At 39.7% G+C, this 25,355-nt stretch carries 22 protein-coding genes; 19 read left to right on the top strand and 3 right to left on the bottom strand.

Annotated elements, in window-relative coordinates:
- The first annotated feature begins 102 nt into the window (after window positions 1–102).
- The 9 genes from L656_RS0102305 to tldD all read left to right on the top strand — a co-directional run bounded on the left by L656_RS0102305 (window position 103) and on the right by tldD (window position 12,815).
- The gene (locus L656_RS0102305; protein WP_024598044.1) at window positions 103–2,151 is read left to right on the top strand and encodes an SUMF1/EgtB/PvdO family nonheme iron enzyme; all 2,049 of its coding nucleotides are present in this window, start codon (window positions 103–105) and stop codon (window positions 2,149–2,151) included.
- Window positions 2,152–2,285: 134 nt separating this feature from the next.
- Window positions 2,286–3,329 carry a rod shape-determining protein gene (locus L656_RS0102300; protein WP_007586338.1) on the top strand — a complete coding sequence of 348 codons (1,044 nt, stop codon included), beginning with the start codon at window positions 2,286–2,288 and terminating at the stop codon, window positions 3,327–3,329.
- Window positions 3,329–4,171 (top strand): rod shape-determining protein MreC, encoded by an 843-nt coding sequence (mreC, locus tag L656_RS0102295; protein ID WP_171972332.1) that lies wholly within the window; start codon window positions 3,329–3,331, stop codon window positions 4,169–4,171. The genes L656_RS0102300 and mreC overlap by 1 nt, the downstream gene beginning before the upstream one ends.
- Entirely contained in the window at window positions 4,164–4,643 is a 480-nt protein-coding gene (gene mreD / locus L656_RS0102290; RefSeq protein WP_024598042.1) for a rod shape-determining protein MreD, read from the top strand. Before mreC ends, mreD begins: the two co-directional genes overlap by 8 nt.
- A complete protein-coding gene (locus tag L656_RS0102285) occupies window positions 4,643–5,212 on the top strand; it encodes a Maf family protein (RefSeq protein WP_024598041.1) in 570 nt (189 codons plus the stop codon). The genes mreD and L656_RS0102285 overlap by 1 nt, the downstream gene beginning before the upstream one ends.
- Window position 5,213: 1 nt before the next feature.
- On the top strand, window positions 5,214–6,686 hold the full coding sequence (gene rng / locus L656_RS0102280; protein WP_007586345.1) for a ribonuclease G: 1,473 nt from the start codon (window positions 5,214–5,216) through the stop codon (window positions 6,684–6,686).
- On the top strand, window positions 6,686–10,543 hold the full coding sequence (locus tag L656_RS0102275; protein ID WP_024598040.1) for a YhdP family protein: 3,858 nt from the start codon (window positions 6,686–6,688) through the stop codon (window positions 10,541–10,543). The genes rng and L656_RS0102275 overlap by 1 nt, the downstream gene beginning before the upstream one ends.
- The gene (locus L656_RS0102270; protein WP_024598039.1) at window positions 10,540–11,379 is read left to right on the top strand and encodes a carbon-nitrogen hydrolase family protein; all 840 of its coding nucleotides are present in this window, start codon (window positions 10,540–10,542) and stop codon (window positions 11,377–11,379) included. Before L656_RS0102275 ends, L656_RS0102270 begins: the two co-directional genes overlap by 4 nt.
- Window positions 11,376–12,815, top strand: coding sequence for a metalloprotease TldD (gene tldD, locus L656_RS0102265; protein ID WP_024589854.1), 1,440 nt, complete (start codon window positions 11,376–11,378; stop codon window positions 12,813–12,815). Before L656_RS0102270 ends, tldD begins: the two co-directional genes overlap by 4 nt.
- 54 nt (window positions 12,816–12,869) lie before the next feature.
- Here the strand turns inward: tldD and L656_RS0102260 are convergent, their stop codons facing one another.
- The 3 genes from L656_RS0102260 to gorA all read right to left on the bottom strand — a co-directional run bounded on the left by L656_RS0102260 (window position 12,870) and on the right by gorA (window position 16,072).
- Complete coding sequence (locus tag L656_RS0102260) at window positions 12,870–13,706, bottom strand: mechanosensitive ion channel family protein (RefSeq protein WP_010553762.1); 837 nt, start codon at window positions 13,704–13,706, stop codon at window positions 12,870–12,872.
- Between the two features lie 107 nt (window positions 13,707–13,813).
- Window positions 13,814–14,446 carry a hypothetical protein gene (locus L656_RS0102255; RefSeq protein ID WP_024598038.1) on the bottom strand — a complete coding sequence of 211 codons (633 nt, stop codon included), beginning with the start codon at window positions 14,444–14,446 and terminating at the stop codon, window positions 13,814–13,816.
- A gap of 264 nt (window positions 14,447–14,710) precedes the next feature.
- Window positions 14,711–16,072: a glutathione-disulfide reductase gene (gorA, locus tag L656_RS0102250; protein WP_024598037.1), complete on the bottom strand. Its 1,362-nt coding sequence runs from the start codon at window positions 16,070–16,072 to the stop codon at window positions 14,711–14,713.
- A gap of 78 nt (window positions 16,073–16,150) precedes the next feature.
- Here gorA and L656_RS0102245 point away from each other — a divergent pair, with 78 nt between their 5' ends.
- The 10 genes from L656_RS0102245 (at window position 16,151) to hscB (ending at window position 25,319) form a co-directional block, all read left to right on the top strand.
- Complete coding sequence (locus tag L656_RS0102245) at window positions 16,151–16,825, top strand: DUF2461 domain-containing protein (protein ID WP_024598036.1); 675 nt, start codon at window positions 16,151–16,153, stop codon at window positions 16,823–16,825.
- A gap of 86 nt (window positions 16,826–16,911) precedes the next feature.
- Window positions 16,912–18,951, top strand: a complete 2,040-nt coding sequence (gene prlC / locus L656_RS0102240) for an oligopeptidase A (protein WP_024598035.1) — start codon at window positions 16,912–16,914, stop codon at window positions 18,949–18,951.
- A 139-nt stretch (window positions 18,952–19,090) separates the two neighbouring features.
- The gene (locus L656_RS0102235) at window positions 19,091–20,269 is read left to right on the top strand and encodes a response regulator (RefSeq protein ID WP_024598034.1); all 1,179 of its coding nucleotides are present in this window, start codon (window positions 19,091–19,093) and stop codon (window positions 20,267–20,269) included.
- 57 nt (window positions 20,270–20,326) lie between these two features.
- Window positions 20,327–21,082, top strand: a complete 756-nt coding sequence (locus L656_RS0102230; RefSeq protein WP_024598033.1) for a class I SAM-dependent methyltransferase — start codon at window positions 20,327–20,329, stop codon at window positions 21,080–21,082.
- A gap of 157 nt (window positions 21,083–21,239) precedes the next feature.
- Entirely contained in the window at window positions 21,240–21,965 is a 726-nt protein-coding gene (gene trmJ, locus L656_RS0102225; RefSeq protein ID WP_024589846.1) for a tRNA (cytosine(32)/uridine(32)-2'-O)-methyltransferase TrmJ, read from the top strand.
- A gap of 236 nt (window positions 21,966–22,201) precedes the next feature.
- Window positions 22,202–22,693: a Fe-S cluster assembly transcriptional regulator IscR gene (gene iscR, locus L656_RS0102220; RefSeq protein WP_007586371.1), complete on the top strand. Its 492-nt coding sequence runs from the start codon at window positions 22,202–22,204 to the stop codon at window positions 22,691–22,693.
- A 24-nt stretch (window positions 22,694–22,717) separates the two neighbouring features.
- The gene (locus L656_RS0102215) at window positions 22,718–23,935 is read left to right on the top strand and encodes an IscS subfamily cysteine desulfurase (RefSeq protein ID WP_002958425.1); all 1,218 of its coding nucleotides are present in this window, start codon (window positions 22,718–22,720) and stop codon (window positions 23,933–23,935) included.
- A 41-nt stretch (window positions 23,936–23,976) separates the two neighbouring features.
- Window positions 23,977–24,360, top strand: a complete 384-nt coding sequence (gene iscU / locus L656_RS0102210; RefSeq protein WP_002958426.1) for a Fe-S cluster assembly scaffold IscU — start codon at window positions 23,977–23,979, stop codon at window positions 24,358–24,360.
- A gap of 12 nt (window positions 24,361–24,372) precedes the next feature.
- On the top strand, window positions 24,373–24,696 hold the full coding sequence (gene iscA, locus L656_RS0102205; RefSeq protein WP_007377674.1) for an iron-sulfur cluster assembly protein IscA: 324 nt from the start codon (window positions 24,373–24,375) through the stop codon (window positions 24,694–24,696).
- A 95-nt stretch (window positions 24,697–24,791) separates the two neighbouring features.
- Complete coding sequence (gene hscB, locus L656_RS0102200; protein ID WP_024598032.1) at window positions 24,792–25,319, top strand: co-chaperone HscB; 528 nt, start codon at window positions 24,792–24,794, stop codon at window positions 25,317–25,319.
- The last annotated feature ends 36 nt before the right edge of the window (window positions 25,320–25,355 follow it).

Here is a 25,355-nt window from a genome sequence, read left to right as displayed (position 1 = left end):
TTGAACAAAGCTTGTGTTTTGTGCTGCAAGTACATAGCATAAGGCTTTAATTATAAAAAATAATAACGACCAAATAATTGCCGCTTTTTGGGACTGGAATATATGCGAATTACTCCTTTATCTCTGTTAATTTCAGCTAGTTTGTTAGCTAGTAGTGCATTTGCACAAGACACAGCTACAGTGACTGGAATTGACTCAGAGATTAGTGTTAAACAGACAGAATACGATAACTCGACAAGAATACTTGAAAAACATCTTAAAGAAGAAAGTCAGTTACAAAATCAATTAGAGCTACTTCGTTCTCGTTCTACAGAGCTAGATAAAGAAAAAAACCAAGCGCTCGATGCGATGAACGAAATGTACCGTCGTTTAATTGATGATCCCACTATTAATATTAGTGCGGCTCAATCACGCTATCAAAAAGCGGTGATTGATCATAAGCAAAATAAAGATGATATTTCTATGCAGTTGGCGGCAATTGCATCCCACCGTAAAGACATAGAACAGATTCGTGTTGCTAAGCATACGCTTTTAAATACATTAGAAAGTTTAAAAGAGCAGTTAACTACAGCCCGCGTAGAGCGTTTACGTAACGAGTTCACACGTGAAGGTACGCTTGAGGTTAACCATACTATTAACTGTAAGCGAACAGAAACGCTAGCAGCGTGTGAGCAACGCGGTCAGCAAATGGGTCTACAAAAAGCAACTAAACGCTTTGTTGATCAAATTTTTGCAAACTTAACAGAAGAGCGCATTGTTGAGCCAAAACGTAATTTGGCGGGCGCTCAAGTACAAATATTAAGTAGCCATGTAGTTAACAGTGCATTTAGCGGCCAAGGTAATTACAACGTTAACTTAAGCGTAACTATGCGTGGCGAAGTTAATAGCAGTCGTTTGTGTAGCTTATTAAGCATAGATAACCGCTATTGTTCTGAGTATGGCACGCCGCTTACGGCTGCTTATCAACCAGCGTATAACAATACATTTACTGATAGTCAGTTAACATTCAGTAATAGCGCGGATAATAGCAACACGGTGTCGGTTTCTCGTTTAAATGAGCAGCCAATACGTGATTATTCAGTTAAACCTGCATCGGTGAAAAAAGATTACCCTTCTATCCTTAATAAGAAGAAGGATCAATCTGTAGAGCTGACATTACGATCAAACGTATACGACGATGAAGTGTTTATCGATGGTGTAAGCTTTGGCTCAACACGCTTGATTACACGTTTACCGCCGGGCATTCATAACATTGAAATACGTAAACTTGGTTATAAACCTTATCAAGCACGTGTTGATTTGAATAAAGCGCAAACAATTAATGCAAATTTAGTAAAAAAGCCTAAGTCGATTGCTGCACCGACCTATACTCGAGAGCAACCAGAAGTAACAACACGCCAGGTTAGTGAAAACGTTAATGTATTAAATGCAAACGTTGAAACGCCGGTTGTCGTTATTCCTGCAGGCAAATTTAAAATGGGCGATATCAACGGCAATGGTTTAGCTAATGAACGTCCAGTAATTGAAAAAGTAATAGCAAATTCTTTCGCTATGCAAAGTAAAGAAGTAACCGTGGGTGCCTACGAAAAGTTTGTAGCAAATACAGGTTATAAAACTCAAGCGGAAAAAAATAAAGGGTGTGCGTATTATTTAAATGGCGAACCAGTATGGGAAGCAAATTTAAATTGGCGTAATCCTGGTTTTGAGCAAGGTAGTGACTTTCCTGCTGTATGTTTAACTTATAACGATGCAAAAGCTTACGCTGAGTGGTTATCGGGTCAAACAGGACAGCAATTTCGTTTACCTAACGAAGTTGAGTGGGAATACGCAGCACGCGCAGGAACCGAAACAGAATACCCTTGGGGTAACGAAATTGGTAAAAACCTAGCTAACTGTGGTTGGTGTGGTAGTGAATGGTCAAACAGACGTGCATCACCAGTAGGTTCTTTTTCTCCAAATGCATTTGGATTATACGATACCGTAGGCAATGTATGGGAATGGACCGATAAAGAATCAGGTGAGTCTGATGTAGCAGTAAGAGGCGGAGCGTGGAACTTTGCACCAAGCCTTGCTCGTGCATCTACGCGTTTAATTTTAGCGCCTGATTTTAGATCTAACTACATTGGTTTTCGCTTAGTTCGCGAACGATAAAATTCAATTAAGGAAGCTTTGCTTCCTTTTTTCATAAATTCACAAAGGCGCTGCGCTTTATATTGCTCATACAGTTGAGCATGTTAAAGTGAGGCAGCTAATATAAGAACGTATTTCAAAGGTCATCCAGCCTCATGTTTAAAAAACTCCGTGGTATTTTTTCTAACGATCTATCGATCGACTTGGGTACAGCCAATACCCTAATTTATGTAAAAGACGAAGGCATTGTATTAAATGAACCTTCAGTAGTTGCTATCCGCCAAGAACGTGCTGGTGGGCCTAAAAGCGTTGCATCTGTAGGTACAGAAGCAAAGCTTATGTTAGGTCGTACACCGGGTAATATAAAAGCGATTCGTCCAATGAAAGACGGTGTTATAGCCGACTTTTTTGTAACAGAAAAAATGTTACAACACTTTATTAAACAGGTTCACAACAATAACTTTATGCGCCCAAGTCCGCGTGTACTTATTTGTGTACCATGTGGGGCTACTCAAGTAGAAAAACGTGCAATACGTGAATCTGCAATGGGTGCAGGCGCTCGTGAAGTTTACTTAATTGAAGAACCAATGGCAGCGGCTATTGGTGCAGGCTTACCAGTATCAGAAGCAACAGGCTCTATGGTTGTTGATATTGGTGGTGGTACAACTGAAGTTGCTATTATTTCACTTAATGGTGTTGTTTACTCATCATCTGTTCGTATTGGTGGTGATAAATTTGACGAAGCTATTATTAATTATGTACGCCGTAACTTTGGTAGCTTAATTGGTGAAGCGACAGCAGAAAATATTAAGCATCAAATTGGCTCTGCGTTTAAAACTGATGAGCCAATCGAAATTGAAGTACGCGGTCGTAACCTTGCAGAAGGTGTTCCGCGTTCATTTACACTCAACTCACACGAAATCTTAGAAGCTCTACAAGAGCCGTTAATGGGTATTGTGAGTGCAGTAATGGTTGCGCTTGAGCAATCACCACCAGAGCTGGCATCAGATATTTCTGCGCACGGTATGGTACTTACTGGCGGTGGCGCATTGTTAAAAGATTTAGACCGTTTATTAATGGAAGAAACGGGTATTCCGGTTGTTGTTGCCGATGATCCACTTACATGTGTTGCACGTGGTGGTGGTAAGGCACTTGAAATGATCGATGTTCATGGTGGTGACGTTTTTAGTTACGACTAATGAAATTAATGTTTGGACGCACAGTCTCTTTGCAACTGCGACTTTTTGTCGCAGTGCTTTTGAGTATCGTACTCATAGTTGGAGACAGATATACGCAAGGTGGTACCGTTGTTCGTACCAGCCTAAATACTTTAGTTAGCCCACTCATTTATGTTGCTAATTTACCCTACGAACTATTTAGCTTAAGTGCTAAAAGTCTACATACGCGGGATCAACTTCTTACCGAAAACGAAGCGCTGAAAAAAAAGCAAATGCTACAAAGCGAGCAACTTCAGCAGTATCAATTTCTAGCCAGAGAAAACCAAAAACTACGCGCCTTATTAGGCTCATCAGCAAAGCAACCAAATCGTAAAATTATTGCTCAAGTACTTTCTGTACATTCAAATCCATATAGTCATCAGGTTGTTATTAATCGAGGTACTACTGATGGGCTCAGTGAAGGCCAAGCTGTAATTGATGAAATGGGTGTAGTAGGGCAACTTACAAAAGTTGGCTCAACTACTTCACGCGTACTACTAATGACCGACACCACACACGCAACACCTGTACGTATACTTCGAAACGATGTACGAACAGTAGTTGAAGGCATAGGTAAAATTAATGTAGTTAAGCTTTCGCACGTTCCACACAGTTTAGATGTGCGAATTGGCGATGTACTTGTTACATCTGGCTTAGGTGGCACATTTCCTGAAGGATACCCTGTGGCTGTAGTAACCGAAATAAATCGTGATGAAGGCCGCCCGTTTGCACAAGTTTTTGCAGAGCCAATTGCACAGTTAGATCGCATTCGTTTGCTGGTTATTTTATGGCGTAATCAACAGGAGCAAATCAGCGATGATTAACCGTTATTCATTGTTAATTGCGCTAAGCATCTTTTTTGCGTTAATAATGGCACTAATGCCACTGCCATTTTCATTTGAACCATTTAGGCCTGATTGGGTTTTACTTGTACTTATGTATTGGTCATTGGCAGTACCGCATCGTTTAAATATTGGTACTGCATGGGTTGTTGGTTTATTAATAGATTTAGCATCTGGCTCACCACTAGGTGTGAACTCGCTTACATTCTCAGTATGTATATTTATAACCGCAAGTAACTTTCAAAAAATTCGTAACTTTTCGCTTTGGCAACAAAGCTTATTAGTTGGTTTATTTTTAACGCTGTACCATTTAATGCAATTTTGGCTAAATCATTTTTTGTTAGATGTTTACTTTAATCCACAGTATTTATGGCCAGTAGCAACCGGAATGGTTAGCTGGTTTTGGGTTTTTTTACTGCTTCGTAAATATCGCAGACATTTTAGGATCAGGTAATGACTACCTCAATATATTTGGCATCAGCCTCTCCCCGCCGTAAAGAGTTATTAAGCCAATTAGGTGTCGAATTTACACAGTTTAGTGTTGATGCAGATGAAAGCCCACTTCCAAACGAGCAACCTAGAGCTCTTGTTGAGCGTTTAGCGCGCTTAAAAGCACAAAGCGGTGTTGAGCTTGGATATACTGATCGTCCTGTGCTTGGTAGTGATACCGTGGTTGTTATCGACAACGAATCACTGGGTAAGCCTCGTGATAAAAACGATTTTACAAACACATTAAAACGCCTGTCAGGTAATACACATCAAGTTCTCACCGCTGTTGCACTTGCGACGCAAAATGATGTAATTAGCTGTGTTGTAAGCACTGATGTTACTTTTAAAGCCCTAACAGATGAAGAAATTAATGCCTACTGGGAGACAGGAGAGCCACAAGATAAAGCCGGTGGCTATGGCATTCAAGGCTTAGGCGGGCGTTTTGTTACCCACATTGCAGGTAGCTATTTTTCCGTTGTAGGCTTACCTTTATATGAGACCGAACAATTATTAAAAACATTCTTAAGAAGGTAACATGAGTACAGAATTACTGATCAATGTCACACCGAGCGAAAGCCGTGTTGCCCTAATAGAAAACGGTGTACTGCAAGAAATACAGCTAGAGCGAATTGGTAATCTAGGTATTGTAGGCAATATTTACCTAGGAAAAATAAGTCGTGTACTTCCGGGTATGCAGGCTGCTTTTGTTGATATCGGCCTTGAAAAAGCGGCGTTTTTGCATGCATCCGATATTGTAAATAGTGCCTCCATTGTTGAAGGTGTAGACGACGTACCAATAAAAAAAGTACAAGATATTAGAGAGTTAGTTCGTCAAGGCCAGTACATTATGGTGCAAGTGGTAAAAGATCCGCTAGGCACTAAAGGCGCAAGACTTACCACTGATATTACCATTCCTTCTCGTTATTTAGTGTTTATGCCAGATGCGACCCACGTAGGGGTTAGTCAGCGTATTGAAACTGAAGAAGAGCGCTCACGCCTTAAAAAAATAGTCGCAGAATATGGCGATGAAAATGGCAGTTTTATTGTTCGCACAGCAGCCGAAGGCGCTAGCGAAGCAGAATTACGACACGATGCCGGTTTTTTAAGAAAACTATGGGAAAAAATTACAGCTCGTCGCAAAAAAACCAGTAAAGCCAGTATTCTACATGAAGACTTAACGCTTGCCTTTAGAACCCTACGTGACTACGTAGGCGAAGATATGGAGCGCATTCGCGTTGACTCTAAACTTACTCATGAAGAGCTAAAGTTATTTACTGAAGAGTTTGTTCCACAACTGTCTCAAGTACTCGAATACTACCCAGGTGAGCGACCTATATTTGATTTGTTTGACGTTGAAAACGAAATTCAAAAAGCACTACATCGTAAAGTTACGCTAAAATCCGGTGGTTATATAATTATTGATCAAACAGAAGCAATGACGACTGTTGATGTTAATACTGGTGCATTTGTAGGACATCGTAACCTAGAAGAAACGATTTTTAATACCAACGTAGAAGCAACCTCTGCAATTGCGCGCCAGCTTAGGCTGCGTAATTTAGGCGGTATTATCATTATCGACTTTATCGATATGGTAAGTGAGGATCATAAGCGCCGAGTATTACATTCACTTGAATCGGCACTCGCAAAAGATCGCACTAAAACGAATATTAATGGGCTTTCAGCGCTTGGGCTTGTTGAAATGACTCGTAAACGTACACGCGAAAGCTTAGAGCATATTTTATGTGATGTATGTCCTGCGTGTTCTGGTCGTGGTTCGCAAAAAACAGTTGAAACGGTTTGCTACGAAATACTACGTGAAATAGTGCGTGTTAACCGAGCATACGCTGCCGATAAGTTTATGGTGTATGCAGCGCCTGCTGTGAGCGAAGCCCTACTAAACGATGAGTATCATAACCTTGCCGAGCTTGAACTATTTATTGGTAAGCAAGTCAATATTCAAACAGAGAGCTTATACAGCCAAGAACAGTTTGATGTGGTAATGATGTAATGAAAGCAAAAGCGGTCTGTTTTTTTTGTTTTAGAAAGTTATGGCAGACCTGCGCCATAATTTTGGTATTACTGGCCGTTATTGTTTCAATTTTAAAATATACCCTCCCGTATGCAAACGAATACAAAGGTAATATAGAAAGCTATTTACACGAAAAGTTTGAAATAAGCTTATCTATAGGCGAAATATCAGCAAGTTGGCAAGGAAGTGGTCCTGCATTAGTACTAGAAAATTTATCGTTTAAAGATAACGAAACCGCGCCAATATCACTCACCATTGCTAAAACCAGCTTAGAGCTAAACTTATGGGAAAGCTTAAAAGCACTGCAACTTAGATCTAATTATTTTGTTATTAATGGGTTTCATACCAGTGTAAATATCACCAACTTATTTAAAACCGCTGACAACGACGAAGTCTCTTTTGAGCAAAAAGAGCTAATTGAAGAACTGTTTTTGGGTAAAACGGGTCATTTTGCAATAGAAAATTCCAGTATTAACTTTGTTCTAGAAGATGGTAAAGAACGTAAGTTACTTCTCAAAAATATTGTTTGGCAAAATGAAGATGAGCAGCATCTTGGTAGTGGGAGCTTAGCACTGCCGGGTATTTCGGTTGGTGACTTTGATGCGCGCATTGCACTTACTGGCGATACCCTAGAGCAAGTTGCGGGCGACATTTATGTGCAGGCTAATAAGGTCGATGTATCTAACTGGTTAGCACAATATATAAATACGCAAAAGCAACAACTGCATAGCGATATTAATTTACAAGCGTGGCTAAAACTAGATAAAGGCCTTGTAAGCGATATAAAAATGCAGTGGCTACCAAGCTTTGTGCGTTGGCAGCGAGATGAGCAAAGCCAACAAGTCAGCCTGAGTGAAGGTGGATTCCATTTATATCCAGAACAAAATAGCTGGCACTTAAAAAGCACCGGTTTAACATTTAATAGTAACGATAAAGCATGGCCAAGTTTAGAGTTTGAAGCTCAACTAGGGTCGCAAAATAAAGTGTGGCTCCATCAAGTTGATTTTGAATTACTGAGTAACCTAGCAGGGCTAAGTAATTTTAATGCACTTGAACCATTTTTAGAGCGCCAACCTAGCGGGCAAATAGATCAAGCTTATTTAAATTTTTCTAATGCACAGCAATGGCAATTATGGTTTGAGGCTGACAATATTGGTTGGCAAGAATTAAGCTCGGTACCTGCAGCACAAGGACTTAGAGTAAGTGGTTTACTTAATCAAAGTAGTGGTCGAATAAATTTATTTGGTGAAAACGGCACATTAGTTACAGGCGAAAGCTTTAGTAACGACATAAATTATAATCAGCTAAATGTAGAGCTAGATTTAGCTAAGCGAGATGATGGCTGGCATATAAGTAGTGACAATATATGGTTTGATAATAATGAAGTTACTCTTGCTGCAGAATTACAAATTAGTCTAACAGATGATCCTCGATTAGATCTTTACGCTGAAGCCTTCGCCCCAGATGCCAAAATTGCAGGTCATTACTTCCCATTAAAAGCAATGAGCCCTGAGCTCGTTAGCTATTTGAATGGTGCAATTAAAGGCGGAGAAGTATCTAAAGCACAAGTCTTATTTGCAGGACCTTTATCTGGTTTTCCATTCACCGATGGCAGTGGCCAGTTTAATGTATTAGCGCAAATAGACAACGCAACCTATGAGTTTGATCCTGATTGGCCTTTGGTCACTAATGCCAATGTACAGCTTCGTTTTGAAAATGAGCGTATGGATATATATAGCCAGCAAGGTAAGTTGGTTAATTTAGATATTGGTAATAGTGTACAGGTAAGCATTGCAGATTTAATGAATGCAGATGAACTTATTGTGCAAATTGATAAAAAAGCACAAATGAAAAAGTTACATGACTTTTTCGCAGCGACACCTATTGCCAAACCTCTCGCTGAAATTTTTAAAGTTGTGCAGGGCAAAGGGGAAGCCGATGCCAGTATTGAGCTTTTAGTAGGTTCAAAATTTAAAGGCGGAGCCAGTGTTAGCGGCAAGGTTAATTTAAATGACTTGCCAGTATTTATAGCAACGCCAGGAATTGAGCTTAAAAACTTAACTGGCGAGCTTAATTTTAAAAACGACAACATCACACTTAAAAATGCGACTGCGAAGTGGCTGGGCATGCCGCTAACTATTAATTACAGCAGTAAAAGTGATGCAAAAAATTACCAAGCAAATATAGATATAAACGCCAAAATTGACGCCGATACACTAATAGATAGTGGACAAGGTATATTAAAAAATTATTTAAGCGGGCATAGTGATGTTGATATTGGCTTAGTACTTAATTTTACCGAGCAAGGCTTTAATTACCGTGCACAGGTAAACTCAGAACTACTTGGCTTAACGAGCAACTTACCCGCACCTTATAGTAAAAATAGCGAACAAGTGTGGGCGCTTGATGCAGTTGTACAAGGTGATGACATTTCTAATCTCATTACAGCAAACGCTAATCAACAGTTTTACTTTAATGCTATTTTAGAAAATGGCAAATCACAGTTTAGCAATGTCCATTTTGTGCTCGGAAAACAAGATTTAGGATTAAACCAAAAAGACTTAAGCGTAAATATAAATCTTGAAAAGAGTGAATTAGTGCCTTGGTTTGATCTGATTGATCAAATAGTTAAAGCCGGTAAAGCAAACCCAGATAAAAAATCAAAAGGGATTATGCCACCGCTCAATGAGGTGGTCGCAAATATAGGTATGCTTGATGCGAGTAACATCATTTTTAATGACTTTGAAATGCGTTTAGCACCATCAAAAGACGATTTATATCTAAAGCTAAATGCTAAAGAACTTAGAGCTGGGGTGTTTATTCCTACGTCACAGCCTAGCCAGTCAATACGAATTAATGCCGATTACTTAAGGCTTAATTTTGCACCGCACAATGAACAAGCACTTGAAATAACAGATGTACTTCCCGAGGAAGACTTGAGCTGGCTTACTAAAATACCTGCCATTGAGTTTGAATGTAGTGATTGCAAAATTGACCGCTACCAACTTGATAAAGTGAGTGCGTCATTATTAGGTGATGGCGAGCGCTTATCAATATCAGAGCTTGTGGTCGATAAAGGCGATCATGTGCTGCGCACTAAAGGGCAGTGGCAAAATGGCTTAACAACGCTAAGTGGCGAGCTTAAAAGTGATGACATAGGCGCATTGTTTGGTGAGTTTGATATTACCTCTGCAATTAAGGACTCAAAAGCCGATTTAAATTATGATCTTACTTGGCAAGCTGCTCCTTATGATTTTGATGTGAAAACGTTAAGTGGTGAGGTTATTTGGGATTTAGGCGAAGGTCATTTAACTGAAATAAGCGATGGTGGTGCACGCGTATTTTCGTTACTGAGTCTTGATTCATTAGTACGTAAGCTAAAACTTGATTTTAGAGATGTCTTTTCAAAGGGCTTTTTTTATAACAGCATGCAAGGCTCTATGCAGCTAGAAGAAGGTATCGCTTACACTAAAGATACCAAAATGGACGGTGTGCCCGCTGATTTAACTATTAAAGGCTACGCAAATTTAAATACGCTAGATATAGACTATGACCTTGCTGTAGCGCCACAAGTAACCTCGAGCATTCCGGTTATAGTTGCATGGATGGTAAATCCAGTAACAGGGCTTGCTGCCTTAGCAATTGATAAAGTTATTCACTCTGCACGCGTTATCTCAGAGATAAATTTTAAAGTAACGGGTAAAATGAACGATCCTATAGTTCAAGAACTCGACAGAAAAAGTCGTGAAGTTACGTTACCGCAAGCTGCGCAAAATCAGCCACAAGCATCAGTCGATTTAAAGCTTAAAGATGCACAAGTAACAGCAACGCAATGAACAAAACAGCAAACATAAGCACACCTACAATAGTTGCCCTACAAATGTGTTCAGGGCTAAACCCTGATGACAACTTAGCAAGCTTAAAGCGCGTACTTAAAACCCTCCCAACAACAAGGCCATTACTTGTTTGTTTGCCTGAGGCTTTTTTAGTGTTTAGTAAAAGTGGTAACGATACGTTACGTGTTGCTAAGCAAGTTGAGCGATACAAACTACAACTTAGTGAATTGTGCCAACACCATAATATTTGGTTAAATGCAGGAACAATGCCTGAGCCATTTAACGAACATAAATATTACGCAGCATCGCACTTATATAATAATCAAGGCGAGCTGGTTGCAACGTATAACAAAATACATTTATTTGATGTAAACGTGGATGATCAAACAGGTAGCTATCGAGAGTCAGATTTTACCCAAGCAGGTAGCGATGTGGTTGTTGTTGATTCTCCCTTTGGTAAAATAGGCTTAACAGTATGTTATGATCTGCGTTTTAGTGGCTTATTCAACGAACTAGTACGCCAAGGCGCCGATATTATTTTAGTACCAAGTGCATTTACAGTCCCTACAGGGCAAGCACACTGGCAGCCGTTATTAACAGCGCGCGCAATAGAAACACAATGTTATGTGGTTGCAGCGGCTCAACACGGTACACATGAAAATGGCCGACAAACATATGGCCACAGTATTATTATTTCACCTTGGGGAAATATCCTGAGTGAATTGCCAACAGGCACCGGTTTTATAAGTTGCAACGCAGACTTAGACCAGTTACAAAAAATTAGACGAGATATGCCCGTGCAGTCTCATCAACGATTTAGAGAGCATTTATTATGAATTCGGTTGAACAGCATTTACTACACGACAGCCAGCTAAATAGAGAAGAGCTCGAAAAAACGCTCGCTTATATACATCAGCATAAAGTGGATTACGCCGATTTATATTTTCAATCTAGCCACCACGAATCATGGGTGCTTGAAGACGGCTTAGTTAAAGAAGGCTCTTATAACGTCGAGCGCGGCGTTGGTGTACGTGCTGTAAGCGGCGAAAAAACAGGTTTTTCTTACTCTGATGCAATAAATCTTGAAGCGCTTAATAAAGCGGCTACAGCGGCTCGTAGCATTGCAGATGCTGGTGAAGATAGAGCGATTAAAGTATTTAGTGATGTTAAAGCTAAAGAGCAGTTTGCACCGCATCAGCCAATCTCGAGTATGAGCGATACCGACAAGGTGAGTTTATTACGCGAACTTGAAAACTATATTCGTGAACTAGCACCCGATGCAGAGCAAGTAATTAGTTCAATGTCAGCGGTATACGAAGAAGTATTAATCGCAGCAAGTGATGGTACGTTTGCCACCGATATTCGCCCGCTTATTCGTTTAAACTGCTCAGTACTGCTTGAAAAAAATGGTCGCCGTGAACGCGGTGGTGCAGGCGGTGGTGCACGTTTAGATTATGGTTACTTTAAAGAACTTGTTGACGGTAAACCGCGTTGGATGGAATTTGCAGAAGAAGCGGTACGCCAAGCTAAAGTAAATCTTGAGGCTATTGATGCACCTGCAGGCACGATGGAAGTTGTACTTGGTAATGGTTGGCCTGGCGTGCTTTTACACGAAGCGGTAGGGCATGGCCTTGAAGGCGACTTTAACCGTAAAGGCGCGTCTGCGTTTAGTGGTAAAGTGGGCCAAAAAGTAGCATCTGAGCTGTGTACTGTGGTTGATGATGGCACAATGGCTGATCGCCGTGGCTCACTTAATGTAGATGATGAAGGCACACCAGCCGCTTACAACGTACTCATCGAAAACGGTATTTTAAAAGGCTATATGCAAGATAAGCTAAACGCGCGTTTAATGGGTGTAAATCCTACCGGTAACGCACGACGTGAGTCGTATGCACATTTACCAATGCCTCGCATGACTAATACTTACATGTTAGGTGGTGAGCACAGCCAAGCTGATATTATCAGTAGCGTTAAAAAAGGTGTATTTGCGCCTAATTTTGGCGGCGGACAAGTTGATATCACGTCAGGTAAGTTCGTATTTAGCGCATCAGAAGCGTATTTAATCGAAAATGGTAAAATTACCCAACCAATTAAAGGCGCAACGCTTATTGGTAATGGCCCAGAAGTAATGCAGCAAATATCGATGGTTGGTAACGACTTAGCACTTGATAAAGGTGTGGGTGTTTGTGGTAAAGATGGTCAAAGCGTACCGGTAGGCGTAGGCCAACCAAGCCTTAAAATTGATCAGTTAACGGTCGGTGGTACAGCTTAAATATTACTCAAGCGCGAAGTAAATTCGCGCTTTTTGTTTTAATGAAGGCGGGGTTTATACTTCTCCTTCATCCTCTTTATTTTTTTCAGCTTCTTTATACCATAACGCAAAAAAGCACTCTGTTAATTTATGCTCTATCTCAAGCGCTTTTTCTGTCGGACAAAACAAGGTGAAGCTTGCTTTAAATTCACCTAAATCGGTTGTACCAAAGTGAATTACCGGCTCTGGACCAGATATTTTTGCATCGAGTTTACGCTCAATCATTGAATTATAACGACTTGCTACTTCTTGAAATTCTTCACAGTACAGTTTAGCTTGTTCAGTGAGTGTGTCGTGAATAGGGTACGGGTTAAAGCTCTCTCGACGAACAATAATAAAATGATGTGTAACAAAGCGTTTTACAAAGTTTAAGTTTTTAATAGAGCTGGTAATCAGCTTATTATTAGGTATGTATATGGTTTTTCTTGAAAATTGATAAGTATGTATATCAATTTCATGCATGGTTGTTTTTATCCAATCAGTTTCAGCTACTTCACCAAAGTAATCACCTACTTGTATCCAATCACCGACTCTAAACGGGCGAGTTGTTACGAGGTAAAAAAAGCCTATTACACACTGAATAAACTCGCGCGTAGCAAGCACAATCGCCACAGCAAAAGCAGCAATAGAAAGTGCAAAGTTTTGAATTTCAGTAGACCACACAAATAGCAGCGATATCATCATTACAAAATTAATAAAGTGCTTAATATTGTGTGCGATGTAGCGAATATCTTTTTCTTTTTTTTCTGCGCGATTTTTAGCGAGCTTATCAACAAGTACTTTTAGTACAAATGCAATTGTGATCATTACAATTGAAAGAAGAAACGGATGCAGCAATATATCTTTAGTCATAATATCCAATTAAACGCGAGTTGATAAAAACAGGCTAAGTATATTGATTTATTAAACCAATTAGCAAATTTAGTGCAAAAAGAGTAACCAATAAAAATCGAGCGACGCTATTGAGTTACTTCATCAGTGCAATGTTTGTGATTTTTAGCCATTTTTTTTCGGCATATGAGTACAAACTCAATGGCTGAAATAAAGATTAAAGTATAGCCAAGCGTTTCTATACCCTCTTCAACAATGTTTTTTACCGCACGTACGTAGTCATCGCCCATTACTGAATGCCAAAATGCACCTTTGCCCATCATTCGCGAAAATGCGAGTAAAGTAACCATGCCTGATAAGCAAATTCCATAACTAGGAGTGAGGCTATAGGCTTTTAAAGAGTCAAAAATACTTCCTCTCTTTGTTATTAAATAAACAAACACGCCAGCTAAAATTGAATAGACGATACTTTGCCAAGCGCCATCAAAAAAGTATAAGTCGAGGTAGGTATCAAACTCTCTTACAAACATCATTGCCGATAACGCAGCAAGTAATACTGCCGGTATTTTGAGTTGAAAGTTAATTCGCGAAGCGTAAAAAAACAAAATACAGCTTAAAAAAGTTAAAACATCTTGCATATGTTCAGTAAGAGTTTCTTCACTGTAAAGTGCATACTGTTTTAATTCAAAGCCTTCTAGTTGAATTAAATAAGCAACACCGGCTAGGCATAATAAATAAATAAAAGATCGCAGTAAAAACATAAATAACCAAGAGAAACTATAAATGCGCGAGATTTTAATTGTAAAAATGCCTTAAAGCCAAAACAAAATTTAAACTTTTAATATTTTTATTGGTCTAAAATTTTTGCTGTTAAAATAATGGCTTAGATATTTATTTAATGTTGAATGGATGTTTTTAATGTGACGTTTTAAGTGGTTTGTTGTGCAAAATATAACAAGCATTAAAAAGCCCTTACTAATTACTTAGCAAGGGCTTTTTATAATTAAGAACTTAGAGTTTAGCGCCTAGCGCATCGTTACAAATTCTTCCGAGCCAGTCGGGTGAATAGCAACAACTGCATCAAAATCAGCTTTAGTTGCGCCCATTTTCATGGCAACTGCAAAACCTTGAATCATTTCATCAACCGCAAAACCAATCCCATGTAGACCAACTACTTTTTCGTCTGGGCCGGCACATACAAGTTTCATTTTACAAGGCTGGCGATGTTTAGTTACCGCTGTGTACATAGCCGTAAAACCAGATTGATAAATTTTAACGTTTTCTTCGCCATACTGAGAAATAGCTTCTTGCTCAGTTAAACCAATAGTACCAATCGGTGGATGACTAAATACAACCGTAGGAACTAAGCTGTAATCCATTTTTAAATCATCTGGGAGTTCTTTATTAAATAAACGCTCAGATAAAGTACGCCCTGCTTTAACTGCTACCGGTGTAAGTTCAATACCGTTTTCGATTATATCGCCTACCGCGTATACATTCTTAGCTGTGGTATTTTGATACTCATCAACTTTTACAAAACCACTGCTGTTTACTTCTACGCCAGCTGCAGCAACGTTAATAGCATTGGTTGTTGGCTCGCGGCCAATAGCCCAAATAACCTGATCTACGTTATGGCTTTTGCCGTTATCTAAATGTAGCGTTACTGAGCCATCGTCTTCTTTAACTAATTTATGGGGTACAGATTCTGTATGAAGAGTAGGGCCTTCAGCAGCCATAACATCAACAAGCGTTTCAACTATGTAAGGGTCAAAGTTACGAAGCGGAGAATGCTTACGTACAAATAAATGCGTCTCAGTACCTAAACCATGTAATACACCAGCAAGTTCTACAGCTATATAACCTGCGCCTATTACTGCAACGCGTTTAGGTTGCTCTTTTAATTCAAAAAAGCCATTAGAATCGATACCGTGCTCAGCACCTTCAATATGCGGAATGCTTGGGCGCCCGCCTACTGCAATTAATATGTGATCGGCTGTGTAATGCTCGCCGTTTACTTCAACTGTTTTATTATCTACAAATTTAGCAAAGCCTTTAATTACAGTAACGCCATTGCTAGCAAGACCACTGTCATAACCTTTATGAATTCGGCCTATGTAGGCTTCGCGGCTTTCTACTAACTTGCTCCAATCAAAGCCTTTAACTTCAACATTAAAGCCGTAATCTGGGGCGTATAAATTAATAGCTTCGGCAACCTGAGCACCGTGCCACATTACTTTTTTAGGTACGCAGCCTACGTTTACACACGTGCCGCCCATGTGTTTTGCTTCTATAAGTGCTACTTTAGCGCCACGCATTGCCGCTCTATTTGCAGAGGCAATACCACCACTGCCACCACCGATTGCAATATAATCAAAGTGTTGTGTCATTTTATGTCCTTAGGCGTTGAGTTTTATGCGCATTAGCATAACATTAAGTTTTAAAAATAAAGAGTGTTTAGGTGACCTATGTTTAGTAAAAAAACATTCGAATTTCTTGCTCAGCTTGATCAAAACAATAATAGAGACTGGTTTAACGACCATAAATCACAGTATGAGGAATACGTAAGAGAGCCTGCTTTAGATTTCATTAGGCAAATGCAAGCGCCACTTACTGAGGTTTCGAGCCATTTTGTCGCATCAGATAAAAAAGTGGGCGGTAGTTTAATGAGAATCCATAAGGATGCGCGTTTTAGTAAAGATAAAACCCCATATAAAATTAATGTAGGGATTCAATTTCGCCATTTTATGGGAAAAAACGTACACGCCCCGGGTTTTTATTTTCACTTAGCAAATGACGAATGTTTTATAGGTGCTGGTATTTGGCGACCAGAATCAAAGGCGCTTAACGCAATTAGAACCTGCATAGATGAAAACCCAAATAGCTATAAAAAAGCAATTTATAATGAGCAATTTAAATCTATTTTTGAAATGTCAGGAGAGTCGCTAAAACGCCCACCAAGAGGTTTTGAAAAAGAGCACCCATTAATAAATGAGCTCAAGCGAAAAGACTTTATAGCCATTAGCCCGCTGACTCAAAAGCAAGTATGTAGCAATAATTTAGTTGATACGGTACTAGAGCGTTATAAAGTGGCTGACTCATTAATGGGTTATTTGTGTTTTGCTCTGGAGCAACCCTATTAAAATTACACAACTTAAAAGCAGTTGAGTTGTTTTTTTACTTTTAGACCCAATTTAAAACTTAATGCATTAACGCAAAGAGAGTATTTATGAGCAACCCACTAATTGGCCTTGAAGGCTTACCACCATTTTCAAAAATAAAGCCTGAGTATGTAGTACCCGCACTAAAAGACGGTATTGAGCTTTGTCGTAAAGCCATTGATGACGTGTTAGCTAAAGGTTCGTACACGTGGGATGACTTAGTATTACCCCTTGAAGAAGCTGACGATAAATTATCGCGCATGTTTTCCCCTGTATCGCATTTAAATTCAGTAATGAATAACGACGAATTACGCGAAGCTTACGAGCAATGCTTACCGTTAATATCTGAATATTCAACATTTGTAGGTCAGCATCAAGGTTTATACAACGCGTATAATACGCTTTATAACAGCGACGAATTTAAAACGCTGACTACAGCACAGCAAAAAACAATTACTAATGCGCTGCGTGATTTTAAATTATCGGGTATTGCTTTAGCGCCAGAACAACAAAAACGCTATGGTGAAATAAGCGCACGTTTATCTGAGCTTGCCTCAAAATTTGGCAACAATGTAATGGATGCGACTTTAGCGTGGCACAAGCATATTACTGATGAGAGCGACTTAGCTGGCTTGCCAGAATCAGCTCTTGCACTTGCAGCCGACACCGCAAAAAGTAAAGAATTAGATGGCTGGTTATTTACACTCGATTTTCCATCATATTTACCAATAATGGCTTACGCAGATAACCGCGAACTACGCAGGGAAACCTACACTGCGTTTTCTACGCGCGCATCAGATCAAGGCCCTAACGCCGGTGAGTTTGATAACTCAGATATTATGAGAGAGGAGCTTGCGCTTCGTCATGAACTTGCACAGTTACTAGGATTCAACAGCTACGCTGAAAAGTCACTCGCGACTAAAATGGCAGAGTCACCAGAACAAGTATTCTCATTTTTAGAAGACCTAGCGGCTAAATCAAAACCACAAGCAGAGCAAGAAGTGGCCGAGCTAAAGGCGTATGCTGAACAAAAACACGGTATTTCTGAATTAGAAGCATGGGATTTTGGTTACTACAGCGAAAAGCTTAAGCAAGAAAAGTATGCAATTTCAGACGAAGTACTACGTCCTTACTTCCCTGCAAATAAAGTATTAAGTGGATTATTCGAAACCGTTAATCGCTTATTTGGTATTAGCGTAAAAGAAGTTACTGATTTTGATACTTATCATAAAGATGTACGCTTTTTTGAAATTGTTGATAGTAGCAATACGCTTCGTGGGCGCTTTTATCTAGATTTATATGCACGCGACCACAAACGTGGTGGTGCGTGGATGGATGACTGTATGGGTCGTAAAGTACGTGCTAACGGCGAACTACAAACTCCAGTGGCTTATTTAGTGTGTAACTTTAATAAGGCGGTTGGCGATAAACCGGCGCTGTTTACTCATGACGAAGTAACTACTTTATTTCATGAGTTTGGTCATGGTATTCACCACATGCTTACACAAGTTGATGCTGCTCCTGTTGCGGGTATTAATGGTGTTGCATGGGATGCGGTAGAGCTTCCTAGTCAGTTTTTAGAGAACTGGTGTTATGACGAAGAAGCCCTGAGCTTTATTTCAGGTCATTATGAAACGGGTGAGCCGTTACCTAAAGAGTTACTTGATAAGTTACTTGCTGCTAAAAACTATAACTCAGGCGTACAAATGCTACGTCAAATTGAGTTTTCGTTATTCGACTTTAAAATCCATAACGATTACAAAGTGGGTGATCAATGCCAAATTCAAGCAGTACTAAACGATGTACGTAGCCGCACATCAATCGTTAAACCGCCTGAGTTTAACCGTTTTCAAAATGGTTTTAGTCATATTTTTGCCGGCGGTTATAGTGCAGGTTATTACTCGTATAAATGGGCTGAAGTACTTTCTGCTGATGCGTTTTCTAAATTTGAAGAAGAAGGTATTTTTAACGCTGAAACAGGGCAAGCCTTTATGCAAAACATTTTAGAAAAAGGCGGTAGCGAAGAGCCAATGGAATTATTTAAAAAGTTTCGTGGTCGTGAGCCAAATGTCGACGCGTTACTACGTCATAGCGGTATTGCTGTTTAAAAATTAATATTTAGCACAAACCAAATTAAAGCGCCTTAATGGCGCTTTTTTATTATTTTAAAATTATTATCTAATAATTTTTAGTAATTTCATCCTACCGTACTATGCTTTTAGCACACCTAATAAAATGGACTAAGGCATGGCAAAGTTGGTATTGGCAATTGATGACGACAAGTATGTTCATCATATAATTGAAGAGTCTTTAGCAGGGTTTTGTAAAATAATTCATGCAAAAGATGGCTATGAAGGATTAAGGCTAACCAATAAATACAACCCAGATATTATTTTACTCGATATTGAAATGCCAGGTATGTCAGGTTATGACGTATGTAAAACAATAAAGCAAAGTCAAAATACTCAAGATATTCCCGTTATGTTTCTCTCATCTAAAATAGAGCTAAGCGATCGGGTAAAAGGTTACAGCGTCGGCGCATCCGATTACATTACAAAACCTTTTAACGCAGAAGAGTTGATAGCGCGAATAAAGGTACTTTACGAATATAGGCAAAAATGCGCAAAACTTAAATTGGATATAGCAAAAGCGAATAAAACAGCTGAAATAGCAATGACAGAGTCGGGCGATATGGGGCGTATAATGCGCTACGTTGGACAAAGTTATCACGCTAATAACTTTCAATCGTTGAGTGAATACTTTTTTACTTTTTTTGCACCTTTAAATTTAGATGTTGTGGTTGTGTTTTGGTATCAAAGCAAAGGTATTTTTTACAGCCAGCAAAGTGGTGTTTGCCCGCTAGAGCAAGAGCTGCTAGAGCAGCATCGACATGCTCAACGATTTGTTGATATTGGTAGCAGTACTATTATTAATTATCCCAAAGTATCCCTTTTGATAAAAAATATGCCTGTTGATAACGATGCTTTGTACGGGCGCTACAAAGATCTTTTCCCGCATATATTAGAAGTGACCAACGAGAAGGTTGTTACCATGGAAAGAAGCGAAAGCAGTTATGAGCAGGCAGCTCAAATAAGTACAGCCCTTCAAGACATTGTTAAGCAGTTAACTACTCAAAATGTAGAGCAAAACAAAAGTACTAAAATATTTATAGAACAGCTACATGAACTTGACTGCGCCATTAAGCTACAACAAACACAAGCAAATCCCGCGGATCTCACCTTATATATATCCCAACTGGATCAAACGATGCAGTTATTTGTATCGGCTAATAGTGATTTAGCCTTTATCAAATATCAGCTTAAACAGGTTGCCGAAAGCCGCAATGAACTTATATCTAATTTACGTACTAAAGCGGAAGCAGTAAAGGTTAATACTAATCATCATAGTGATATAGAGCTATTTTAGTGCTTTAAAGTAAAGCGGTTGATATACTACAGGCGTATTTTATCGTCGGAGTTTATTGTGGTTATTCAGTGTGCTTTTAAAGAGTTACGCCCTTATTTAAATGAATTAGAAACACGCTTTGGTTTAGCCCAATGGGCGCAAAATTGCAGTGGCTTTAGCTTACATTACGACGATAAAGGGTTAAGCCTATTTAAAACCGACGAGCCTAAACTAGGTGCAATTAACGTTGATTTTGTAACCGGTGCTGCCGCCCATAGGCGTAAGTTTGGCGGTGGTAAAGGGCAAGCAATTGCCAAAGCGGTTGGCTTAAATAAAGGTGCAACGCCTGTTGTACTCGATGCTACCGCAGGCCTTGGGCGAGATGGCTTCGTACTTGCCTCGCTAGGGTGCAAAGTTATATTACATGAACGTCATCCGGTTGTAGCTGCACTTTTATACGATGGCTTAAAGCGAGCCTATAGCGATATTGAAATTGGTTTGTGGATGAAAGAAAATATGAGCCTAATATTTGGTTCAAGCCATACCCTACTATCGCAATGTGAAAGCATGCCCGATGTGGTTTATTTAGATCCTATGTTCCCGCACCGCGAAAAATCAGCATTAGTTAAAAAAGAAATGCGTGTATTTCAAGAGCTTGTTGGTGCAGATACCGACGCTGACGATTTACTCGAATTCGCCTACCCACTCGCCAGCAAGCGCGTAGTAGTAAAACGCCCCGATTACGCCCCATTTTTAAATGACAAAACCCCAAGTATGCAAATTAAAACCAAAAAGAACCGTTTTGATGTCTATGTAAAAGCAGCAATGGTTTAAGCATCAAAACAAATCGGCGTTATATCCCGAGAACTGATCCATGTAAGAATTGTTATATTGGGCTAGATCTTAGGATCTAGCCTTTTGAATCTAGGATCTTATTGCACTTTCATGTTAGAATTTGCGCAATTTTTTGGCATAGCAAAGTAGCACAGTAATGATCTTAGATGATATTCGCATTGTTTTAGTTAACACGTCACATTCGGGCAATATTGGTTCGGCGGCTCGCGCCATGAAAACCATGGGTTTATCAAAACTTTATTTAGTTGATCCTGCTTGCGAAATAGACAGCCAAGCAAGTGCATTAGCTGCAGGCGCAACTGATGTTTTAGGCAATGCAGTTATTGTAGGTACCGTTGAAGAAGCTATCGCTGACTGTACATTAACGATTGGCACAAGTGCGCGCTCTCGTACGCTTTCGTGGCCAATGGTTGAACCACGTGAATGTGGTGAAAAACTCGTTGCTGAAGCGGTAAATGGCCCTGTAGCGCTAGTATTTGGTCGTGAAAACAGTGGGTTAACTAACGAAGAATTACAGCTTTGTAATTACCATGTATGTATTCCTGCTAATCCAGAATACAGCTCGCTTAATTTAGCAATGGCCGTACAAACACTTAGCTACGAAACGCGTATGGCATTTTTAAATCAACAACCTAAAAAGGTTGAAGAAGACGATGCTGTTTACCCAAGCTCAAAGCAAACAGAGCTGTTTTATGATCACCTTGAAGATACACTTTTCAAAACAGGTTTTATCATCAAACAACATCCTGGTTTAGTTATGACTAAATTACGCCGTTTGTTTAACCGAGCTCACCCTGAAGATGCCGAAATGAATATTTTACGCGGTATTCTCACCTCAATTAATAAGGCTATCCCTAAGTAACTTAGGTATAGCTATTAGTTATAAAAACCAATAGGTAAATAACTAGCTAATACTTGACTAAAATACTCAGGTAATTACAATAGCTGTAATACTTGACCAAAGAGGTCAAGTATTGAAAATTTGTTTACTCTACAATTTAAAAGTATGAGTTTCTAAATCAAATTTTTATCAAGTGATAATACTTGACTAATTTACTCTGGTAATTAAAATTTGCACTCTTTTGTGCAGGGGGCGTTATGAAGTTAACATCAAAAGGCAGATATGCCGTTACAGCTATGCTGGATGTTGCACTACACACAGGTGTAGGTCCTGTAGCCCTTGCTGATATTTCACAAAGACAAGAAATTTCTTTGTCTTACCTTGAACAATTATTTGCTCGTTTACGTAAAAATGGCCTAGTAAGTTCTGTTCGTGGACCTGGTGGTGGTTATTTACTAGGACGTGAAGCGAGCGTTATCTCTGTTGGCGATATTATTAGCGCCGTAGACGAATCGGTCGATGCAACACGTTGCCAAGGTGCCGATACCGGCTGTCAGAGTGGTATGCGCTGTTTAACACATAATTTGTGGTCAGACTTAAGCGCACGCATAGAAGAATTTTTGAATAATATTACCCTTGCTGAATTGGTGGAAAAATCAGATGTGAAAGAAATAGCATCGCGCCAAGATAACAGTATCAATAATGCAATTAAGCAGTTGGAAAACATTCAAGTAAGCTGTCAACTTTAAGGTTGACCTGCAGCGGAGAGAGAAATGAAGTTACCGATTTATTTAGATTACGCAGCGACCACGCCTGTTGACGAACGTGTTGCTAAAGAAATGATGCAATGCCTGACAATGGACGGTAAGTTTGGTAATCCTGCGTCACGCTCACACCGTTTTGGTTGGCAAGCAGAAGAAGCTGTTGACCAAGCGCGTACAGATATTGCTGATTTAATTAATGCAGACCCACGTGAAATTGTTTTCACATCGGGTGCAACAGAATCAAATAACCTTGCTATTAAAGGTGCAGCACAGTTTTACAAGAAAAAAGGTAAGCACGTTATTACCGCTAAAACTGAGCATAAAGCTGTAATCGACACATGTCGTGAGCTTGAGCGCCAAGGTTTTGAAGTAACTTACATGGACGTTGAAGAAAACGGCCTACTTGATTTACAAAAACTTGCCGACACAATGCGTGACGACACAGTACTTGTAAGCATCATGCACGTTAATAACGAGCTAGGTGTGATTCAAGATATCGCGACTATTGGCGAAATGTGTCGCGAACGTAAAATTATGTTCCACGTAGATGCAGCGCAAAGCGCGGGTAAAGTATTAATTGACGTGCAACAGCTTAAAGTTGATTTTATGTCGTTCTCTGCACATAAAGTGTATGGCCCTAAAGGTGTTGGCGCACTTTACGTTCGTCGTAAACCACGTGCTCGCCTTGAAGCGCAAATGCACGGTGGCGGACATGAACGTGGTATGCGTTCAGGTACACTAGCTACTCACCAATTAGTGGGTATGGGTACTGCGTTTAAAATCGCTAAGCAAGATTTCGAAAAAGATCACGCACACATCAGCGCCTTACGTAATCGTTTAATCGACGGCATTATGGCTGATATGGACGAAGTATACTTTAACGGCACACAAGACCAATCAGTACCTGGCATTGTAAACATCAGCTTTAACTTTGTTGAAGGTGAGTCGTTACTTATGGCAGTAAAAGACATTGCAGTATCGTCAGGTTCAGCCTGTACATCTGCAAGCTTAGAGCCTTCTTATGTATTACGTGCACTTGGCCGTAACGACGAATTAGCACATAGCTCAATTCGTTTTAGTATTGGTCGCTTTACTACCGAAGAAGAGATTGATTACACCGTCGAATTAATGAAAAACTCTATCGGTCGCCTACGTGAGATGTCTCCACTTTGGGAGATGCATCAAGAAGGTATTGATTTAGATTCAGTTGAATGGGCTCACCACTAATAGTGTGAGCACATACCCTAGCAGGTAATGAGGATAGAATAATGGCTTATAGTGATAAAGTAATCGACCACGTAGAAAACCCACGTAACGTAGGTACTCTAGATAAGAACGATCCGTCAGTGGCAACGGGTATGGTAGGCGCACCAGCATGTGGTGACGTAATGAAATTGCAAATTAAAGTATCTGCCACTGGCGTTATTGAAGATGCAAAATTCAAAACCTACGGTTGTGGTAGCGCAATTGCTTCATCTTCACTTGTAACAGAGTGGGTTAAAGGCAAAACGCTAGACGAAGCAGCGACAATCAAAAACACTGATATCAGTGCAGAGCTAGAATTACCACCAGTGAAAATTCACTGTTCAATTTTAGCCGAAGATGCAATTCAAGCAGCAATTGCAGACTACAAAAGCAAACAAGCGAAGTAAGAAGAGAAACTCATGGCAGTGACATTGACAGATGCGGCAGCAAACCGCGTACAATCATTTTTAGCAAACCGCGGTAAAGGTTTAGGCCTGCGCGTTGGCATTAAAACGACGGGCTGTTCAGGTCTTGCTTATGTACTTGAGTTTGTTGACGATTTAAACGAAGACGATGAAACTTTTGCGGCTAAAGGTGTTACCTTAATTGTTGACGCTAAAAGCTTAGTTTACATCGACGGCACAGAGCTCGACTACACTAAAGAAGGCTTAAATGAAGGGTTTAAATTTAGAAACCCTAACCAAGCAGACGAGTGTGGTTGTGGCGAAAGCTTTACCGTTTAAGATTTAAATATCTTTGTAGTATAAATAAGCCCTGCCAGTTAATGTAGGGCTTTGTTATTTTTGAAATTAATTTCTGAATTTTATTGGTTGAAGTTATGCGCTATTTTGAGTTATTTGCAATACCAGTTGACTACAATATTGATTTAGTAACAGTTAACAAGCACTACTTGGAATTACAACGTACTGTACATCCAGATCGCCACGCGAATGCGAGCAGCCGCGATAAGTTAATGGCTGTGCAAAGCGCCGCCGAAATTAACGATGCGCTACAAATATTAAAGCACCCAGTAAAGCGTGCTGAATATATGTTGAGTGAGCTAGGTGTTGATATTCGTGCAGAGCAGCAAACCTTGCAAGATCCAATGTTTTTAATGCAGCAAATGGAACTTCGCGAAGAGCTTGAAGAGCTAACATCATCAAGCGATCCTGATACTGCGATTGCAAATTTTGAAAAACAAATTAAGCAACTAAACGCGCAGTACAGTGCGCAACTTGCCGAGCAACTAGCAAGTAACGATGAGCAGCAATATCAACTTGCCGCAGATAATATTCGTAAACTGAAGTTTGTTTATAAGTTACGTGACGAACTAGAGCGCATTGAAGACAGTTTATTTGACGATTAATTACTTGCTGCAAAGCGAGCAACACGAGTTTAAAGA

Origin of the sequence: Pseudoalteromonas sp. TAE56, from assembly GCF_000497955.1 — a bacterium.
Classification (GTDB): domain Bacteria; phylum Pseudomonadota; class Gammaproteobacteria; order Enterobacterales; family Alteromonadaceae; genus Pseudoalteromonas.
The sequence above is the reverse complement of the archived record's forward strand: the minus strand, read 5'-3'. Positions and strand labels throughout refer to the sequence as shown.

Excerpts from the sequence above, each read along its gene's own strand:
- L656_RS0102245 (WP_024598036.1), top strand. The coding sequence starts at position 16,151 with ATGTTTAGTAAAAAAACATTCGAATTTCTTGCTCAGCTTGATCAAAAC.
- mreC (WP_171972332.1), top strand. The coding sequence starts at position 3,329 with ATGAAATTAATGTTTGGACGCACAGTCTCTTTGCAACTGCGACTTTTT.
- iscR (WP_007586371.1), top strand. The coding sequence starts at position 22,202 with ATGAAGTTAACATCAAAAGGCAGATATGCCGTTACAGCTATGCTGGAT.
- iscU (WP_002958426.1), top strand. The coding sequence starts at position 23,977 with ATGGCTTATAGTGATAAAGTAATCGACCACGTAGAAAACCCACGTAAC.
- tldD (WP_024589854.1), top strand. The coding sequence starts at position 11,376 with ATGAATTCGGTTGAACAGCATTTACTACACGACAGCCAGCTAAATAGA.
- L656_RS0102275 (WP_024598040.1), top strand. The coding sequence starts at position 6,686 with ATGAAAGCAAAAGCGGTCTGTTTTTTTTGTTTTAGAAAGTTATGGCAG.
- L656_RS0102285 (WP_024598041.1), top strand. The coding sequence starts at position 4,643 with ATGACTACCTCAATATATTTGGCATCAGCCTCTCCCCGCCGTAAAGAG.
- L656_RS0102255 (WP_024598038.1), bottom strand. The coding sequence starts at position 14,446 with ATGTTTTTACTGCGATCTTTTATTTATTTATTATGCCTAGCCGGTGTT.
- L656_RS0102260 (WP_010553762.1), bottom strand. The coding sequence starts at position 13,706 with ATGACTAAAGATATATTGCTGCATCCGTTTCTTCTTTCAATTGTAATG.
- iscA (WP_007377674.1), top strand. The coding sequence starts at position 24,373 with ATGGCAGTGACATTGACAGATGCGGCAGCAAACCGCGTACAATCATTT.
- L656_RS0102235 (WP_024598034.1), top strand. The coding sequence starts at position 19,091 with ATGGCAAAGTTGGTATTGGCAATTGATGACGACAAGTATGTTCATCAT.
- L656_RS0102305 (WP_024598044.1), top strand. The coding sequence starts at position 103 with ATGCGAATTACTCCTTTATCTCTGTTAATTTCAGCTAGTTTGTTAGCT.
- L656_RS0102215 (WP_002958425.1), top strand. The coding sequence starts at position 22,718 with ATGAAGTTACCGATTTATTTAGATTACGCAGCGACCACGCCTGTTGAC.
- prlC (WP_024598035.1), top strand. The coding sequence starts at position 16,912 with ATGAGCAACCCACTAATTGGCCTTGAAGGCTTACCACCATTTTCAAAA.
- gorA (WP_024598037.1), bottom strand. The coding sequence starts at position 16,072 with ATGACACAACACTTTGATTATATTGCAATCGGTGGTGGCAGTGGTGGT.
- rng (WP_007586345.1), top strand. The coding sequence starts at position 5,214 with ATGAGTACAGAATTACTGATCAATGTCACACCGAGCGAAAGCCGTGTT.
- hscB (WP_024598032.1), top strand. The coding sequence starts at position 24,792 with ATGCGCTATTTTGAGTTATTTGCAATACCAGTTGACTACAATATTGAT.
- trmJ (WP_024589846.1), top strand. The coding sequence starts at position 21,240 with ATGATCTTAGATGATATTCGCATTGTTTTAGTTAACACGTCACATTCG.
- L656_RS0102300 (WP_007586338.1), top strand. The coding sequence starts at position 2,286 with ATGTTTAAAAAACTCCGTGGTATTTTTTCTAACGATCTATCGATCGAC.
- mreD (WP_024598042.1), top strand. The coding sequence starts at position 4,164 with ATGATTAACCGTTATTCATTGTTAATTGCGCTAAGCATCTTTTTTGCG.
- L656_RS0102270 (WP_024598039.1), top strand. The coding sequence starts at position 10,540 with ATGAACAAAACAGCAAACATAAGCACACCTACAATAGTTGCCCTACAA.